Source organism: Shimia litoralis (genome assembly GCF_005518135.1).
GTDB classification, from domain to species: Bacteria; Pseudomonadota; Alphaproteobacteria; order Rhodobacterales; family Rhodobacteraceae; genus Shimia_E; species Shimia_E litoralis.
The window spans coordinates 1-17551 of record NZ_SULI01000036.1; the positions used below are offsets into that span (position 1 = coordinate 1).

General features: G+C 56.7%; 14 protein-coding genes. 8 read left to right on the forward strand and 6 right to left on the reverse strand.

Features of this window, described 5'->3' with window-relative positions; genetic code table 11:
* The first annotated feature begins 277 nt into the window (after positions 1 to 277).
* Positions 278 to 1678, forward strand: a complete 1401-nt coding sequence (locus FAP39_RS16675) for an exodeoxyribonuclease I (protein WP_138017515.1) — start codon at positions 278 to 280, stop codon at positions 1676 to 1678.
* On the opposite strand, the gene FAP39_RS16680 is transcribed toward FAP39_RS16675, so the two are convergent.
* Entirely contained in the window at positions 1670 to 2317 is a 648-nt protein-coding gene (locus tag FAP39_RS16680) for a WYL domain-containing protein (protein WP_212743441.1), read from the reverse strand. The two genes, FAP39_RS16675 and FAP39_RS16680, sit on opposite strands and share 9 nt — an antisense overlap.
* A gap of 146 nt (positions 2318 to 2463) precedes the next feature.
* On the opposite strand from FAP39_RS16680, the gene FAP39_RS16685 reads away from it, so the two are divergent.
* The 7 genes from FAP39_RS16685 (at position 2464) to FAP39_RS16715 (ending at position 12568) form a co-directional block, all read left to right on the forward strand.
* Positions 2464 to 2793, forward strand: a complete 330-nt coding sequence (locus FAP39_RS16685) for a type II toxin-antitoxin system RelE/ParE family toxin (protein ID WP_138017516.1) — start codon at positions 2464 to 2466, stop codon at positions 2791 to 2793.
* A gap of 1 nt (position 2794) precedes the next feature.
* A complete protein-coding gene (locus FAP39_RS16690) occupies positions 2795 to 3124 on the forward strand; it encodes a helix-turn-helix domain-containing transcriptional regulator (protein ID WP_138017517.1) in 330 nt (109 codons plus the stop codon).
* Between the two features lie 145 nt (positions 3125 to 3269).
* On the forward strand, positions 3270 to 6044 hold the full coding sequence (locus tag FAP39_RS16695) for a class I SAM-dependent DNA methyltransferase (protein ID WP_138017518.1): 2775 nt from the start codon (positions 3270 to 3272) through the stop codon (positions 6042 to 6044).
* Positions 6045 to 6048: 4 nt separating this feature from the next.
* Entirely contained in the window at positions 6049 to 8103 is a 2055-nt protein-coding gene (locus FAP39_RS16700) for a DEAD/DEAH box helicase (protein ID WP_138017519.1), read from the forward strand.
* A complete protein-coding gene (locus FAP39_RS16705) occupies positions 8096 to 9283 on the forward strand; it encodes a GIY-YIG nuclease family protein (protein WP_138017520.1) in 1188 nt (395 codons plus the stop codon). Before FAP39_RS16700 ends, FAP39_RS16705 begins: the two co-directional genes overlap by 8 nt.
* A gap of 4 nt (positions 9284 to 9287) precedes the next feature.
* Positions 9288 to 11942: an AAA family ATPase gene (locus FAP39_RS16710; protein WP_138017521.1), complete on the forward strand. Its 2655-nt coding sequence runs from the start codon at positions 9288 to 9290 to the stop codon at positions 11940 to 11942.
* A gap of 134 nt (positions 11943 to 12076) precedes the next feature.
* A complete protein-coding gene (locus FAP39_RS16715) occupies positions 12077 to 12568 on the forward strand; it encodes a DUF4268 domain-containing protein (protein WP_212743442.1) in 492 nt (163 codons plus the stop codon).
* Positions 12569 to 12737: 169 nt separating this feature from the next.
* On the opposite strand, the gene FAP39_RS16725 is transcribed toward FAP39_RS16715, so the two are convergent.
* From FAP39_RS16725 to FAP39_RS16745, 5 genes are all read right to left on the reverse strand, one after another.
* Positions 12738 to 12995, reverse strand: coding sequence for a hypothetical protein (locus FAP39_RS16725; RefSeq protein ID WP_138017526.1), 258 nt, complete (start codon positions 12993 to 12995; stop codon positions 12738 to 12740).
* Positions 12992 to 13666, reverse strand: a complete 675-nt coding sequence (locus FAP39_RS16730; protein WP_138017524.1) for a YcbK family protein — start codon at positions 13664 to 13666, stop codon at positions 12992 to 12994. The genes FAP39_RS16725 and FAP39_RS16730 overlap by 4 nt, the downstream gene beginning before the upstream one ends.
* Before the next feature lie 116 nt (positions 13667 to 13782).
* On the reverse strand, positions 13783 to 14142 hold the full coding sequence (locus FAP39_RS16735; protein ID WP_246059232.1) for a DUF6127 family protein: 360 nt from the start codon (positions 14140 to 14142) through the stop codon (positions 13783 to 13785).
* Complete coding sequence (locus FAP39_RS16740; RefSeq protein WP_246059234.1) at positions 14139 to 14708, reverse strand: hypothetical protein; 570 nt, start codon at positions 14706 to 14708, stop codon at positions 14139 to 14141. Before FAP39_RS16740 ends, FAP39_RS16735 begins: the two co-directional genes overlap by 4 nt.
* 195 nt (positions 14709 to 14903) lie before the next feature.
* Positions 14904 to 17551, reverse strand: a 2648-nt coding sequence (locus FAP39_RS16745; RefSeq protein WP_138017525.1) for a phage tail protein, incomplete at its 5' end; no start/stop codon positions are given.

The window sequence follows — 17551 nt, forward strand, 5'->3', positions numbered from 1 at the left end:
TCATGGAATCTTCTTTTATCGTGACAAAGAAAAATCAAGTACACACCCGCAATCTAGATCGCCACGAGTACATAACGGACTTTCAGTAATGCAAACATCAAGGTCGGGTTTGGGCCGGCCGCGTCATGTCGGTGTGTCCTGAAGGCTAACCTTGCAAAGGTCGCTAGCTGCGCAAAGCTGACAACAACTCCAAGCATATTGACTACCGGTTCCCAGCGCACGTGCTGCAAGTGCCCATCCGCATTGCCATCCCGAATTTGCCAGCTAAGCTATGCACATGAACTTCGTCTTTTACGATCTGGAAACCACTGGAATCTCGCCCGAATTCGACCAGCCGCTGCAGTTTGCAGCTATCTGGACGGATGAGAATTTCGTGGAGAAGGATCGAGTGAATTTGAGGTGTCGTTTGACACCCCATATTCTTCCTTCGCCGCACGCATTGATGGTCACGGGTGTTACGCCGGGCCAGCTCACGGACCCAACATATCTGTCGTTGTTTGAGTTTTCACAGCAAGTGGGCGCCCTGACCGAGCAGTGGGCCCCCGCGATTTGGGTCGGCTACAATACGATCAGGTTTGACGAAGAGGTATTGCGACAAACCTTCTATCAGAACCTTCAGCCAAATGTTTACGCGACCCAGTTCAACGGCAACACGCGCTTTGACATTCTGCCTGCAGTCTACGCGGCTTATGCTCGGCAACCTGATCTGTTGACCTGGCCTCGTGACGACACGGGCCGGCAGAGCTTCAAGCTTGATCGGCTGGCGCCTGCAAATGGCTTCAAGGCCCACAACGCGCATGATGCCCTGGGGGATGTTGAGGCGACCATCCACATCGCACGCCTTATCGTCACCCGTGACCCTACGCTTTGGTTTGAGCTGATCGACAACGCGCATAAAGCGCGTGTCCAAGCCAAGCTTGAGAGCTTTCGGCCTCTTGAGTTGGTAACACGTTATGGAGGGGGCGAACCGCGTTCTTACCTTGGCTGTTTTTGCGGGTATACGCCAGGCAACAACGCGCAGGCGGCTTTCTTTGATTTGGATGCCGCGGATCCTGCCGATCTTCTGGAAGCTTCTGATGAGGCCATCTTTGCGGCGGCCGACGCAACCCCTAAAGTCATTCGAGGGGTGTCTACCAACAAGGCACCGGCGCTTCTCGATGTGGTTGCGCCCAGCGCAGAACAGCTGCGGCGCGCTGCCGTTATTGAAGGGGCACCTGCGTTCCGCAGTCGAGTTGGTGCCGCAATGGCAGCGCGATTTGTGGAAGATCCGGATGCGCCGCCAAAGCCCGTTGAGAGGCAGATCTACGGAGAATTCTATTCATACGCCGACAAACAGCTCTTACAAGAATTCCAACGTGCGACCTGGCCGCGTCGTCAAGAGATCGTCGCGAGCCTATCAGACCCTCGGCTACGTCAGCTCGGTCGGCGCATGATCGCTTTTTATAGCCCGGAACTTCTTAGCTCTGAGGAAACGGCGCTCTTCAATCAGTATTTAGGCAAAAAGTGGTCCGCGCCAGGCTTGCCAGAAACCGAATGGATGACGGTTGCGAAAGCGGGCGCCGCGCTCGAAGAGCTGCGCACGGAAACTGTCGCCGATCCCGAAACGCTTGATACGATAGAATCATTTATTGCGTCATGGGCGCGTGGACGCGGCGATATCGCGAGGCAGTCAGGGTAGGGATGGGAAGTCCGCGCGTTGATAGCCTTGCACGAAGTCGCGCAACTCTGGTGGGTCAATGACCTCAACGGCATCACCCCATTCGTACAGGAACCAGGACATTTCCAGCCACCCGGCGGCCGTAAAGCGAACAATCAGGCTACCATCTGCCTGGTACTGTAACGTCTGCTTTGGATGAAACCGAAACTCCGATGCACGCTCGGCAGCCTCCGGTTTAAACCGCCAAATTACCTCTTTGAGCTGATCGGGGTCGTGATAGGCGCCAAACGCCTGGGCGGCGTAATCCTCGATGGAAAACCCGTCTTCGAGAACAAACCACTCATCCAGGCATTTCGCGGATTGAATGCGGTCCATTCTGAAGTTCAGCAACTCGGCACCACGATCGGGCGGCTTGGCAATGAGATAGCTGCGGGGTCCAAGAAGCAGGCCGTAAGGCTCGATGATCCGCGGTTGATCCGAGCGGCCGCTATAGCGATTTCCAAACGAAACGGTCCTCGGAGCCCCTCCGTGACAGCATCGGCGACCTTCTGATTCAGTGGCACACGGGGCCCCCGGGCGGGTCACTTGCCCCAAGGCATCCAGGACGGCCTCCGCGTCAGTTTCCGCGCGCTTGGCATCTCGTGCGGAAAGGCGCAACATCAGACCGTTGCGCGTACCTTCCACCGAGCCTACTGGACGGCGGTTCGCACCCGCTTGGGGTATAAAGAGAATACAGGAGACCAGCTTTTTTTCGTAGAAAGAAAGGCTTGAAATTTGGTAACGTATGCGTCACTAAATAATTTATTATGTTTGAGCTCGTTGTCTATGTCACTGAAGAGGGAAAAGCACCGTTCGATGATTGGTTTACCAAGCTCGACACGGCCGCAGCTCTGAAGGTTAGAACCGCGCTCGCGCGGATTGAAACCGGCAACCTGGGCGATGTGAAGCCCGTAGGGCAGGGCGTGTCCGAACGGCGTATCACCTTCGGCCCAGGCTATCGCGTCTATTTTGGCCAAGATGGCGACAAGCTTGTGATTTTGCTCTGTGGCGGCACGAAGAAACGCCAGTCCAAGGACATCGAGCAAGCCAAGGCATTTTGGGACGACTATAAAAACCGAAAACAGAAAGGAGACTGACATGCCACTGACAAAAGATTTCAAGGAAACTATCAAGGCGCGCGCCGAGCGCGATCCTGAGTTCCGTGTTGGCTTGTTCCGTGAAGCGATCGAAGCGATGCTCAGCGACGATCTTGAAACGGGCAAAGTGCTGCTGCGCGATTACGTGAATGCCACCGTAGGGTTCGAGACCCTTGCCGAGGATATGGACAAAGACCCGAAAAGCCTGATGCGCATGCTCAGCGCCAAGGGAAACCCGCGCGCCGATAATCTGCTGGCTATGGTTGCCCGCTTGAAGCAGCGCGAGGGCGTATCCTTTTCGCTGACGCAGAATAACGGGCTTCACGCGTAGCTTTTCATTCAAGGCGCTTTGCATGCTTGCATGCTTTCTTGAATGTGGATAGCTCGCGCATAGCGTGTTTTGCGAGTGCATCGCTAATAAGCGGCTGTTACTATTTCCAAAAATAAGAATTTCGACTGAGTGAGGGAAAACAGGCATGAATGCTGTTGAGATCGAAGAAGCAATATCAGCATTGGCCGAAATGCCTTTCGATGGTGAAGAGTTCCCGTTCGCTTTCCTTTTGGCATTTGGCAACAAAGCCACGACCATCAAAATGTTGCGCAAAGGAGCACGAAACAAGTCCGATCTGGGCGGTGTGCTTCAGACCAATAAAATCCATTTAAAGGTTTGTACTGAAGGCGAGGTCACAAATTCCGTTGCCGAGCTGAAAGCCAGCCCTGCCACGACCAAGGCCAAGGCGAAATTTGTCCTGGCAACTGACGGCACCGATCTTGAGGCCGAAGACCTGACCACCGGTGAGACGATCGCCTGCGCCTACACCGACTTTCCTGATCACTTCGGGTTCTTCCTGCCCCTGGCGGGGATCAGCACCGTCAAGCAAATCCGCGAGAGCGCCTTTGACATCAAGGCGACGGGTCGCCTCAACCGGCTCTATGTCGAGCTGCTGAAGGACAACCCCGAATGGGGAACGGCCGCGCGCCGCCACGACATGAATCACTTCATGGCGCGGCTGATCTTCTGCTTCTTTGCCGAAGACACCGACATCTTCACCGAACCCGACCAGTTCACGGGCACGATCGAGCGGATGAGCGAAAAAGACAGCTCAAACACCCACGAAGTGATCAGCGAGCTATTCCGCGCCATGAACACCAAGGCCGACGATCGCACAGCGGCAGGCATTGCCCGTTGGGCTAATGTCTTTCCATACGTGAACGGTGGGCTGTTTTCGGGCGGAACGGACGTGCCCCGCTTTTCCAAGATCGCGCGGTCTTACCTGATCCATATCGGCAGCCTCGACTGGACAAAGATCAATCCTGACATTTTCGGCTCGATGATCCAGGCCGTGGCCGACGATGAGGAACGCGGCGCGCTTGGCATGCACTACACATCCGTGCCGAACATCCTGAAAGTTCTCAATCCGCTCTTCCTCGATGATCTGCGGGAGAAGCTGGAAGACGCAGGGGACAATCCGCGCAAACTTTTGAACCTGCGCAATCGCATCGCCAAGATCAGGGTATTCGATCCGGCCTGCGGATCGGGAAACTTCCTTGTCATCGCTTACAAGGAAATGCGCGCCATTGAGGCCGCAATCAACGAACTGAGGGACGAAGCCGACCGGCGCACGGAAATCCCGATCACCAACTTCCGAGGGATCGAGCTGCGTGACTTCCCTGCCGAGATCGCGCGGCTGGCGCTGATCATCGCCGAGTATCAGTGCGACGTGACCTATCGCGGGCAAAAGGAGGCCTTGGCCGAATTCTTGCCGCTCGATGCTCAGAACTGGATCACCTGCGGCAACGCCCTGCGGCTTGACTGGCTGAGCATCTGCCCGCCAACAGGAACAGGTGTGAAGCACCACGCTGATGACTTGTTTCACTCGCCACTCGACCAGGCGCAGATCGACTTCGAGAACGAAGGCGGGGAAACCTACATCTGCGGGAACCCGCCCTATCTTGGCTCCACTTGGCAAAGCAAAGAACAGAAAGAGGATTTGCAGCGCATTTTTGATGGGCGCACCACAAGTTGGAAATCGCTCGACTATGTTGCGGGCTGGTTCATGAAGGCGACTGACTTCGGGATGCACACAAAAAGCAGCGCGGCTTTCGTATCCACCAACTCAATCTGTCAGGGGCAGCAGGTGCCGATCCTTTGGCCGCTGATCTTTCAGACAGGCCACGAAATCGCCTTCGCTCATACGAGCTTCAAATGGGCAAATCTAGCAGCGCACAATGCCGGTGTAACGGTCGCAATTATCGGTATTTCTAATCATGCGACACAGGTGCGCCAACTTTTTTCGATGATTGATGATGGCGAGGTTGTGGTTAAAGAAGCGGAAAACATTAACGCTTATCTTGTTGCCGCCCCAATCGTATCAATAGAGAAACGCTCAAAACCATTGAGTGCAATTCATCCCATGGACCGTGGCAATGGTCCTACAGATGGTGGAAATTTGCTTCTGATGGGCTCAGAAGTGGTAGAGCTTAGTCTGACAGACAGGGAACAAAAAAAATTCATTCGGCCATTTTTTGGCTCTGTCGAGTTCATTCGTGGAATCAACCGTTTTTGCTTATGGATTAAAGATCAGGACGCCGAAGCAGCACGTGGGAATCCCGCCGTTCAAAGGCGTATCGAAGCCGTAAGGGAAATGCGTCTTGCTAGCTCTAAGGCTGCAACACGCGCGGGGGCAAAATTTCCACACCGCTTTGATGAGAAGAGGCAGGAGGGTGGTGAGACAGTCATCGCGGTCCCCAGAGTATCATCAGAAAATCGGCAATTCTTACCGTGTGGATTTCTGCCGCCTGAATCCATTGTCTCAGATAGCGCTTTTGCCCTCTACGACGCACCCATTTGGAACATGGCGCTAATCGCCTCGCGCTTGCATCTTGTTTGGATCGCTACCGTTTGCGGCAAGCTCAAAACTGATTTTCGATATTCAAACACGATGGGCTGGAACACCTTCCCCGTCCCAAAGCTCACCGAGAAGAACAAAGAAGACCTGACCCGCTGCGCCGAAGACATCCTACTGGCGCGCGAGGCGCATTTCCCCGCGACCATCGCCGATCTCTACGATCCCGAAAAAATGCCCGCCGACCTGCGCGCCGCCCATGACCGCAACGACGAAACCCTTGAGCGCATCTACATCGGTCGCCGCTTCCGTAACGACACCGAGCGTCTGGAGAAGCTCTTTGAGCTCTACACTAAGATGACCACCAAGGATTTAAACAAGCCCAATTCGAGAATGAAAGCATAGCCAGATGACCAGTATCAAAAGCGTTCCCTCTGTTTCCGTGACCTACGCCCAGAATGGCGGCTCGACCAAGTCGAACGAGCTTGGCATGCGGGCGATGCAGGAGCGCGCCTATGAGAAGCGGGGCGAGCAGTATCTTCTGATCAAGTCGCCCCCCGCGTCGGGCAAGAGCCGCGCCTTGATGTTCATTGCGCTCGACAAGCTGGCCAACCAAGGGATCAGCCAAGCGATCGTGGTGGTGCCCGAAAAGTCGATCGGGGCGAGCTTCAACGACGAACCGCTGAGCAAGTTTGGCTTTTGGGCAGATTGGCAGGTCGCGCCAAAATGGAATCTGTGCAACTCGCCTGGGACGGACGGCGGCAAGGTCAAATCGGTCACAGCTTTCCTTGAGAGCAATGATCAGATTCTTGTCTGCACCCATGCCACCTTTCGCTTTGCCGTTGAAAAGCTTGGGGTGGAAGCGTTCGATGATCGGCTGATTGCCGTAGACGAATTCCATCATGTTTCAGCAAGCGAGGACAGTATCCTAGGCAAGCAGCTTAACGACTTTATCGCGCGTGACCGCGTGCATGTCGTGGCGATGACCGGCAGCTATTTTCGCGGTGACGCTGTGCCGATCCTGTTGCCCGAGAACGAGGCAAAGTTCGACACCATCACCTACACCTACTACGAGCAGTTGAACGGCTACAAATACCTGAAAACGCTTGATATCGGGTATTTCTTCTATTCGGGCTCTTATGCCGATGACATCCTGAAGGTGCTCGATCCGAACGAGAAGACGATCCTGCACATCCCGAACGTGAATTCGCGCGAAAGCACGAAGGACAAGCATCAGGAAGTCGAGCACATCATCGACGCCCTCGGGGATTGGCAAGGAACAGACGACGCGACGGGCTTTCAGCTCGTGAAGACGCCCGAGGGGCGCGTGTTGAAGATCGCCGATCTGGTGGATGATGAGGCGGTGAAGCGTGACAAGGTATCGAGCGCGCTGAAAGACCCCGCCCAGAAGAACAATCGTGATCATGTGGACATCATCATTGCCCTAGGCATGGCTAAAGAGGGCTTTGATTGGATTTGGTGCGAGCATGCGCTGACAGTTGGCTATCGGGCGAGCCTGACAGAGATCGTGCAGATCATCGGCCGCGCAACCCGTGACGCTGAAGGCAAGTCACGCGCCCGCTTCACCAACCTGATCGCTGAGCCGGACGCGGCCGAAGCCGCCGTCACTGAAGCGGTGAACGATACGCTGAAGGCGATCGCCGCTAGCTTGCTCATGGAGCAGGTGCTTGCTCCGCGTTTCAACTTCACACCGAAGAGCCCAAAGAGCGGGCCGGTCGAAGGTTTTGACTATGGCGAAGGCGGCTATGATCCTGCGAAGGAGAACGTGGGTTTCAACGAGGCAAGCGGACAGTTCCAGATCGAGATTAAGGGACTGGCAGAACCGAAGAGCAAAGAGGCCGAGCGCATTTGCCAAGAGGATTTGAACGAAGTGATCACCGCCTTTGTCCAGGACAAGACGACGATCGAACGCGGGTTGTTTGACGAAGAGCTTGTGCCCGAAGAGCTGACGCAGGTGCGCATGGGCAAGATTGTCGGGGCTAAGTTCCCCGAGCTTGATGCTGAGGATCAGGAGGCTGTGCGCCAGCACGCAGTTGCAGCCTTGAACCTGACCCAGAAGGCCAAGGAGGTCGCGCTTTCTGCGTCTGATGATGCCCAAGTGAGCGGCAACACGGCGCTGATCGACGGCGTGCGCAAATTTGCGATGGACGTGCGCGAGCTCGACATCGACCTGATCGACCGGATCAATCCGTTTGGTGAAGCCTATGCAATCCTGGCCAAGACAATGAGCGAGGAAAGCCTCAAGCAAGTTGCGGCTGTGATTTCAGCGAAGAAGGTGCAGCTTTCCCCTGAAGAGGCGCGTGATCTGGCGCGCCGCGCTGCCAAGTTCAAGCAAGAGCGTGGACGCTTGCCAGACATCACTTCGGCCGATGCCTGGGAAAAGAAGATGGCTGAGGGCGTGGCTTACCTTGTGCGGATGAAGCAGGAGGCCGCTAATGGTTAAAGAATTCACTCAAGAAGATGATGCGCTCCTGGCTGAGCTTGGCGTCGAGGTTGAGACTAAGAAAGTCGTCACGCGCACACCGCGCGAAGAACGCATCATTGCGGGATTCGAAGAGATACAGCGCTTCACTGAGGAACATGGTTCCGCGCCACAGCACGGCGAAGAGCGTGACATTTTCGAACGCCTTTACGCTGTCAGGCTAGACCGCATTCTTGAGCTTCAGGAATGCCGCGAGCTTGTCGAGCCTTTGGATGAGACGGGGCTCTTGACCGGCGCAGCCAAAGTGCCTTTGGCTGACGCGGAAGAGCTCGACGATGATGCCCTTCTGGCAGAGTTGGGGATCGAGGTCGAAGCCCCCCCGATCACGGAGCTGAAGCACGTTCGATCGACCGCTGAGAAGAAGGCCGCTGAAGAGGTGGCCAGCCGTGACAAATGTGAAGATTTCGAGACCTTCAAGCCGCTCTTTGAGCAGGTGCAAAAGGAGCTGGATAGCGATCTGCGTGACACGCGACCCTTCGAGATGAAGGCTGAGATCGAGAAAGGGCGCTTTTTTATCGTCGGCGGTCAGAAAGCCTACGTCGCGGATAAGGGCGAGACGACAATTACCGACCAGGGGCGCACAGATGCCCGTTTGCGCGTGATCTTCGACAACGGCACAGAGAGCAACATGTTGATGCGATCGCTTCAGCGTGCCTTGAACAAAGACGAGGCAGGGCGACGGATCACCGAGCCGACCGCCGGTCCCCTATTTTCTGATCAGACGATTGACGGCGACGAGGCAAGCGGCACGATCTATGTACTGCGGAGCAAGGCCGATCACCCGCTCGTCGCTGAAAACCGAGAGCTGGTGCATAAGATCGGTGTGACCAACATGAGCGTGGAAAAGCGCATCGCGGGGGCTCACCTTCAACCGACATTTTTGATGGCAAATGTAGAGATCGTGGCGACCTACGAGCTCCACAACATCAATCGAACGAAGCTAGAAAACCTGATTCACCGCATCTTCGAGCCTGCACGGCTTGAGATCGAGATCATGGATCGCTTCGGGCGGCCAGTTGTGCCGCGTGAATGGTTTCTCGTTCCGCTTTTCGTGATCAAGGAAGCGGTCGAGCGGATCAAGGACGGCACGATTTCAGGCTATGTCTACGATCCGCAAGAAGCGTGTCTGAAAGAAAGGTAGCGTTATGAGTAGTGAAGATTTGCCCCCAACTCCGACAGTTTCTGAAGATAATGGGTCATCCGAAGCACAGGTGCTTTCAGAGATTGTCACTTGGTCAGCTAACTGCCCTGCGTGGCAACGGGATGCGCTGCGTCGGTTGTGTAGTAAGGACAAGTTGGAACAGTCCGATCTGGATGACTTGCTGGAAATTTGCAAAGGGGAAAAGGAAGGTAATCCTATTGCGGCCGATCATATCCGAGATCCGGCTGCATCGAATGTGGAGGTATCGCTTTCCAAGTTGCATAACTTAGAGCATGTGAATGCCCTGCAACCTGGCGAAACCCTGTCATTCAATAAGACTGGCTTGACCGTGATCTATGGCGATAACGGAGCGGGTAAATCGGGTTATGCCCGCGTTTTGAAGCAGGCGTGTCGAGCCCGGTTGCCAAAGGATGATATCGTTCTGCAGAACATCTATGCGGCACAGCGCGGAATTCCACAGGCCGAAGTCGGTTTTCGCATAGGCGGGCAAAACCAATCTGTTGCGTGGAAACAAGGAGCAGCAGCAGATGCTAGACTGACAGCAATCAGTGTCTTTGACAGCCGCACGGCGGCTGTCCATGTGGATGCCACTAATGACCTCGCTTATACTCCCCTTCCCTTGAGGGTCATGGCTGCGCTGGCTGAAACCTGTAAAGAGATCAAGAGCAAGCTGGATTCCGAGATCAGGGTGATCGAAAGCCAGACGCCAGCGATCCTGAAAAACCCTGAATGTGCGCCGGAAACAGAAGTCGGAAAGCTTTTATCTGGCCTTTCTTCCAAGACTATGGATGCCAAGGTGGAGGAACTGGCAGGACTATCTGAAACCGATGAAGCACAATTGAAAATCCTTGCTGCTGACCTTGCGAACGATCCGGCACGGGTTGCCCGTCAGCTTCAAACGCAGAAGACGCATATAGACGAGGCAAAGGAACGCCTGAGAAAGCTAGCGAATGCCGTCAGTGACGCAAGCAATGCAAGCCTTGGCCAATTGTACGAGGCTCATGCGACTGCCCGCTCAGCTTCTGCCTTGGTGTCGGCGGACCTGTTTTCAGATGAGCCGTTGCCTGAAGTCGGATCAGATGTGTGGCGATCCCTTTGGGAGGCCGCCCGCACCTTTTCCAATGAACGGGCATTTCCTGAACAGGAATTCCCGGTCACCGGAGATGATGCTCGGTGTGTCCTATGTCATCAGGAATTGAGCCCCGAAGCGACAGAGCGTTTGAGCCGTTTTGAATCCTTTGTGCTGGATGAGAGTAAGAGGCGAGAAGACGAAGCCCGAAACGCCTATGTTTCAGCCCGCTCGGCGATGCAAGAAACCCATATTTCCATGAAGAATATTCATGAATTTGTGTCCCTGATCCGAGACAACATGGCTGATGAAGAACTGGCAATGGCCGTCAAGCGCTCCGCTGTTATGAATGCGTGGCGGCTGCGCTCGATCCTTAAGGCTGTTGGGGTTGAGGATGCCCTTATTCAAACACCGGTGGTCGCGGTGCCGGATGCTGAAATGACCGCGCTTGCGCAAGGGTTGGGGACACGGGCGAGCGGCTTTTTGGCCGAGAAGGAGTCGCCAGAGAGAAAAGCCCTAATAGCCGAGCATAACGATCTGGCGGCCCACCAATGGTTAGGAACGGTCAAAACTGATGTGCTGGAACAGATCAAGCGACTGAAGGCCGTGGATGCCATCAAGGCAGTGCAGAAAACCACAGCAACCAACAAAATCACTACTCTGAGCGCAGACCTTGCGACGCGACTTGTAACGGACAGGCTTCGAGCCCGCTTCGCGCAGGAGGTCGCACGGCTTGGCGTCGCAGAGCAACACGCCATAGAACTGCGACATGCTCGCACTTCCGCCGGGATACCGCTGTTCCATGTTCGAATGATAAGTAAGCCGGATGAGCCGGTCGGAAAAATATTAAGCGAGGGAGAACATCGTTGTGTTGCCTTGGCGGCTTTCCTTGCTGATCTGTCTACGGTTGAGACTTCTTCAGGCATCGTATTTGATGATCCCGTTTCATCGCTTGACCACAATCACAGGGACAGAGTTGCGGAACGACTGGCGATAGAAAGCTTGAATAGGCAAGTTGTAATTTTCACGCATGACATTGCCTTTCTGGTGCTGCTAGAGGAAGCCTGCCGTGAAACACGAGATCACGCGGCAATACCGATTACATACCGGGTTGTCAGTCGGGGCAGGGATGCTGCTGGCTTTTGCAATACGGAACCACCAGCCAATGTTTTGCCCGTCCAAAAAGTGGTTACGCAGATGCGAAATCACTTGGGGAATGTGAAAATACATCATGAGCGTGGCGACCAAGCGAATTGGCGACGTGAGGTTCGTTCGTTTTCGGAACAGTTACGCGAGGCATGGGAGCGAGCCGTTGAAGACGCGGTATCGCCTGTTATCAAGAGACTGGCCAAGAAGGTGCAGACCGACGGACTAATTCGCTTGACCGTCCTGCAAGAGCAAGACTGCCACGATATGCGCGAAGCCTATGGCCGTTGCTCGCAACTCCTGCACAGCCAGCCAGGAGAACTCAATCAAAGATTGCCGACTCCAGGTGAAATTGAAGCCGAGATCGCCGTCCTTGAAACTTGGGCAGCAGGCATCATATCCCGGCAAGAGCAAGTAGCTTGATTGTGGTGCGTGCATAAATCAAGACTTATGCACGTCTTTCTAAATCCAATGATATCAATCACCTGGCGCGTTCATAAATCACGTGTGCAATAATCGCACGAATTCGCTCGAAAAATGAAAGCGAAGAAAAAGCTGTGCAAAACACACAGAAAAAGCGCCATAAGCTGCGCTTGAATTTCTGGGAAGCGGTTTTGGAGCAGCTTCGATTGGACGGGGTTACGCTCTATCAGAACATCAACCCGGCTAAGGACCACTGGCTGAGCGCGGGTTCCGGCATGCGGTCTTGTCCCTATCAGATGATTTTTTCGCGCGATGAAGCGCGGGTTGAAATCAGTCTGCAACGGTCTGAAACCGCGGAAAATAAATGGCTGTTTGACCAGCTTTTTGGCGAAAAAGAGCAAATTGAACAGGAATTTGGCGCCGAAATTGACTGGCGCCGCATGGATGACAAGAAGGCAAGTCGCATTGTTTATGCGCAACCGTTTGACGGGTTTAATCGCGAGGATTGGCCTGAAATGATTGCCTGGCTTTCAAACCACATTCGGAAATTGGAAGCCGTATTTAGTGAACGCCTCACGCGACTAAACCGCCAAGTTCGCGTTCAGGACGATGGTTCATTGGAGTGAGGGCAGGGGGCCTGGGCACACCCGCCCCTGCTCCCGCATCACAGCATAATCGGCCATCATCTCGACGATGGCCGATCCGTCCGGCAGCGCTGCCAACTCCTCAGCCGCCCGAGCCTGCAATTCCCGGCTGTACTCCACAACCGGCGGACACACCGCCCCACCGCCTGAGTCAAAACCCGCCGTCCCGCAACCGCTCAACAAGCTCGTCGCGATTACGAGGACGGCGCGCCGCCGCCTCCAGCATTCTTCGCTGAATGACATGTGCTTTCTCCTGCTGCTCCAACTTTTCCGTCATGCGACCAACGCGCTCGCCGGAACGCCGGATCGACAGCAGAAACAGCGCAACCGCTAAAGCGACGGCGCCGTAATGCACGAGCCGCCGGCCGGCGGCACTGCCCGCCACCAGGCCCAAGATCGCCCCAATCATCGCTGCCCTCGTTTCCAATCATCAAGCCGGGCATAGATCGTGACCGCGATGCCACCGAGCGCCAGGGCAATAAACACCCAGCGGAGCGTGTCGAGGTATGGCAACAGCGGAAGGATGGCCTCCTGAGTTTCAGCCAGCACCTGCTGCGCCACCTCCACGCCCGCCGCGCCCAGGGTCGCCACCCCAGCGGCACCACCGCTTTTCATGGTCCGGCTTTGGGCCAACTCTTCCCGCGCTGGTGGCGTTTCTTCGGCAAACGCAGTCGCTCTGACCGGGAACCGCTCACCCCACTCCCGCTTTGGCCCAAGATCGACATGCATAAACCCCGAGCGCGGATAAAAACCAAACCCCAGAAACCCGACCTCCCGCGCCACGGCTTCGAACGCGGCGGGATCGTGGTTCCCCATGGCAATATCAAAGGCCGCGCCTTCCATATGCTTGGACCGCTTGGCCCCACCCACAGCGCGATTGTGCTCCAGGCTGCGATAGGCAGAACGCACAATCAACGGCTTGCCGAGCCGGTCGCGCAACGCCTGAATCTTGTCGAGCGCCGCCTCATTGACCAGCAGTTTGCCCGTCCCGCGGCAGGCGACTTCCGCCGGACTAAAATTGGGCCAGCGCCAGGCGCCCTCCGGCACATCACGCCAGTGGTCGTAATAGGTCGTGTTCATACATTCCTCCAAAAAAGAAAGCCGCCCCACAGAGGATCTGCAGGGCGGCAATGGTCGGTACTGTCTGATGATTGATTGATCCGGCTCAGCCGGCGTTTCAGCTTACGGCTCCCCTCTCATCCCCCAGACCCAAAAATCCTGAGCTTGAGCGCAATGCCGGCCAAGAGCGCCAGGATCAGACCTGTGGTGATGAGATGAACGGTGGTCTGCACGGCCGTGCGGCGCACAAAGCGCACACAGTCTAGAAGCGAGCGCAAATCGCGGATATCCAACGCCGCGTCTTTGCCCTCTAGCCCGACATCCGCCAGTGCCTGCTTGGCGCCTTGCTGGGCGGCACGCGTCAGCATGGCCTCCAGTTCAATTGGTGAGATCTGCATCGCTTGAGCCGGTGCGCTGGTCGGTGCACTGATCGGAGCGCTGGGCGTAGAAACGGCGCCTCTGGCCGGATCAGCCCGTGTCCTCTCATCCCCACTCATGACGACACCAACCCAATCTCCGCAGGCAAGCTGGCACTCTCCCAATCGCTGCCATCCACGGGATTGCTGGCCCAGCTGGTGTAATGGGTGGTGGGCGCAATATCCCCGGGCGTAACGGGGGCTGCATCATAATCCACCCCGCCCATCCGCAAAAAGCTCGCCAGTCCCGTGGGACCGGCCGCCCCAAGCTGCGCGGTCTTTTTGACATGCACGCCGGCAATATTGGGCTGACCTTCTGGACCTGCGGGCCCCTCCAGCGTGAAGGACAGTCGCTGGCCAATGACATCACTTGTGGCGCGGCTCAGAGGATCCTCATCAGTGAGGGCCGCCACCCCGCCCGTAAACTGATCATAAGCGCCGGTCTGATCGGGGCTGCGGCGCACAAAGCGGCGGCCAATGGTGGAGACACCATCCAGAACAGCGATATGGGCAATGTACCAGACGGTGTTGGTGTAATGCCCATGCATCCCCTGGTTCTTCCAGATGCATTTGACGGGCATGCCCATGCCACCTGTGTTGGGTGTGGTGGCCGAGCTTTGCAGAACGCCATCAACATATAAATCCATGGTGATCTCGGCGCCCACGGCAATNAGGCGCTGCCCAGTCTGCCGAGAAGGGCTGCACGGCGCTGGTGGACAAGCTGAGCTTGATGCAATTTGTATCCAGAGCGGGATCAAAGCCGGCAGCATCGGTGCTGATCAGCGTATCCGCCCCCATGAGATCGAAGGTCTGATGGCCGAGATGAAGGACATGGCTCATGTTTAAGGGTCTACCTCTATGTAAATGCTGATGCGGTCAGCCGAGACGGCTTTTGTGGTGGCGTGCTCGGTAAAGCTTTCAGCGCCAAGGATGTTTTGCGGGTCCAGATCACTGTGATCGGCCCAGGCTTCGGCGACATGGGCCTCGAGATCTGCGCCCGTGCCCAAGCCCAGCCACATCTCTGCTCCCGAGAGCTTCAACCCGTCGGGCATGTAAAAGCGCATGGAACGTGCCTGCCAGGCGCCATAGGTGATGGTGCCGGTGGTGCGATGAGCGCGCAGGGAAAGCTCGATGTGTTTGGTCAGCGGCGGCGCTTGGTCGGTCGGGATCTCTTCTTTAAGAAACGCGAAGCTGGTGCCCGTGCCGGCCTCCAGCACCTTGGCCGGCGGCTCTAGTGCGGTGTCCGTGCCAGGATCCACCCATCTGAGTTCCAGACGATAAAACACGCCGGGCTCGGGCCCAATGCTGGCTGCGGCATGGGCGTCGATGATCTGGCTGGTTTGTGACAGGCGATCGCGATGCGCCCAGGTCAGGTGAAGCGGGCCGTCATTCAGCGCATTGATATCGGCCATGGCCTGCCCGTTGGCGCGGATATTGCCCGGCGGTAATGGCCGGATGGCGCGCGAAGCCATAGTGATCTGATCCTCAGGCGCCTGCACCAATGGCAATGTGCCAAAGCCTGTTTCCGGCAGGAGCTTGACCGAGAGGTCCTCTCCGGCGCTAAAGACCGGATCCGTGGCATTGGCCAGTGCGTGCCAGAAGATCACCGGCGTGCCGGCTGCGTGAGCTTGGGGCACGGTATCGAGACAGCCGCGCCCAAGTGTAAGTGTCGTCGGGCTTACGCCGTCCACGCGCAGGAGTTCCTCGCCTATACTGGCCAGCGTGCCAATGGTGACATCTTCGAGCCCTTGCCCGCCGCCCACGGCCACCTGCCTATGCTCGGGATCCTCGGAGAGGTCTTCCCCCAAGAGCGCTGTGGGGGCAAACTCGACAGGATCCAGTGGCTCATAGCCGCTGCCCATGTCATGCCAGACTTGCGCGGAGAGCGCATCCGGTGAGGGGCGCTCGGCAATCGCCACCAGCGCACCGGCATCCGGGTCTTCGTCCAGGCGCGCATCGGCTTGGGTGTGGCCCAACTCTTGCACCAAGAGCCAATATGGCGCTTCCGCCACCCAGCGGCGCTCTAGCGGTTTGGGCGGCACGATCAGCGCGCCGGTCTCACTGCTCTCGCCGCCCACAAAGGCAGTGCTGGAAAGCGCAAAGACATCTTCGACGAGTTTAAGGCCAATGCCGTTCTTGCGCCCGTCGCCCAAATCCATCTCCGCCACGCGCATAATGACATGGGAGAGCCCGCGCTCGGGGCTGGTAAGGGCAATCACATCGCCCGGGTCCAGATCGGCGCCTGCGCGGGTGACGGTGATCTCACCTGACAGGAGCGGTGCAGAGAGGGCCTGCAGATCGCGGGCGGCCACGCGCGATGCCAGCGCCTCATGGCGAATGCCGGGATAGTCCAATGTGGTGCTGATGACCTGTCCGAACTCTTGCACAAGGCTGGTGTCACTCACACTGACTGTGCCGGTCTGATCGGTGCGGATGTCGGTAAAGCGCAGGGTCAGTGCATTGATGAGATCACTGGCCTCGCGCCGGCCGAGCTCGCCCCAATCCACGATGTTGCTGTCATCAAAGACCGGAATGGCCTGCACGTCATAATCATCGCGAATAAGGCGCAGCTCCCAGCGGCCCGAGCGGCGGTTGATGTAGAGGTACGCATCTATGTGGGAGAGAATGTCTGCGATAAAATCTTCAATGGCGCTTTCGCGCTGCCAGAGAAGCGAGAGGCCAAAGCTCTCGGCAAAGAGCGTATCAGCGGCCTCTGCAAAGCTTGGGCCAATGTCGGCGGTGCTATAGCCCAGCCCCCAATCCTCATTGGTGAGGCATTCTCGGATGATATGGGCGGGGTTCATATCCGGGTCGCGCCCAAAGCCCGAGCGGAAAGAGGCGACCAATGCATCCGGATCTCCCTCCGGCACAATGGGCACGCCATCTACGGGGGTGTTGTCTAACTCTGCGGTATAGGCAGTATTGGGCAGGGCGATATTGAAGGCATAGACATCGAGATCAGCAATGCGGGCCAATGTGGCTTTGGCGGCAGTGACGCTGGAGGTGGGGCTTGGCTCTCCGTCTGTGACAAAGATCAGCACGCGGCGCTTGGTGGAAGGGCCAGCACTGACATCAACATCCTCAAAGAACGCCTCTGCCTCACTGACCGCGGCGCCAAAATCCGTGCCCCCATCGGTAAAATGCGACAACCCCTCAAGCCAGTCGCTCAACTCGCCATAGGCGGTGCTATCTGCATCGCGCCGCAGAATGGTGCTTTGGACTTCTGCGGCATAGGTCAGGATCTGAATGTCATTGGGGCTTGCGCCTTCAAGGGCGAGGTTGTTTTTGCCGATCTCGTCTATGAGGCGGGAGACGGCAGTGATCTGTGCGCCCATGCGAGAGCCAGACATGGAGCCCGAGGCATCCATCGCGATATAGATGGCGGTGCCTTCGAAGCGCACCTCGGGCACAATGCGGGCGGTGTCGGGATACCATTGGGCCGTGCCGTCCTGTGCGCTCAGGATCCGCGAGACCCGCACGGCCCAGGGCT

What these genes read in the sequence shown, in the direction of transcription:
- FAP39_RS16680 (WP_212743441.1), bottom strand. Translation starts at nt 2,317, where the DNA reads ATGTTGCGCCTTTCCGCACGAGATGCCAAGCGCGCGGAAACTGACGCG.
- FAP39_RS16675 (WP_138017515.1), top strand. Translation starts at nt 278, where the DNA reads ATGAACTTCGTCTTTTACGATCTGGAAACCACTGGAATCTCGCCCGAA.
- FAP39_RS16685 (WP_138017516.1), top strand. Translation starts at nt 2,464, where the DNA reads ATGTTTGAGCTCGTTGTCTATGTCACTGAAGAGGGAAAAGCACCGTTC.
- FAP39_RS16735 (WP_246059232.1), bottom strand. Translation starts at nt 14,142, where the DNA reads ATGAGTGGGGATGAGAGGACACGGGCTGATCCGGCCAGAGGCGCCGTT.
- FAP39_RS16740 (WP_246059234.1), bottom strand. Translation starts at nt 14,708, where the DNA reads ATGGATTTATATGTTGATGGCGTTCTGCAAAGCTCGGCCACCACACCC.
- FAP39_RS16705 (WP_138017520.1), top strand. Translation starts at nt 8,096, where the DNA reads ATGGTTAAAGAATTCACTCAAGAAGATGATGCGCTCCTGGCTGAGCTT.
- FAP39_RS16730 (WP_138017524.1), bottom strand. Translation starts at nt 13,666, where the DNA reads ATGAACACGACCTATTACGACCACTGGCGTGATGTGCCGGAGGGCGCC.
- FAP39_RS16695 (WP_138017518.1), top strand. Translation starts at nt 3,270, where the DNA reads ATGAATGCTGTTGAGATCGAAGAAGCAATATCAGCATTGGCCGAAATG.
- FAP39_RS16690 (WP_138017517.1), top strand. Translation starts at nt 2,795, where the DNA reads ATGCCACTGACAAAAGATTTCAAGGAAACTATCAAGGCGCGCGCCGAG.
- FAP39_RS16700 (WP_138017519.1), top strand. Translation starts at nt 6,049, where the DNA reads ATGACCAGTATCAAAAGCGTTCCCTCTGTTTCCGTGACCTACGCCCAG.
- FAP39_RS16710 (WP_138017521.1), top strand. Translation starts at nt 9,288, where the DNA reads ATGAGTAGTGAAGATTTGCCCCCAACTCCGACAGTTTCTGAAGATAAT.
- FAP39_RS16725 (WP_138017526.1), bottom strand. Translation starts at nt 12,995, where the DNA reads ATGATTGGGGCGATCTTGGGCCTGGTGGCGGGCAGTGCCGCCGGCCGG.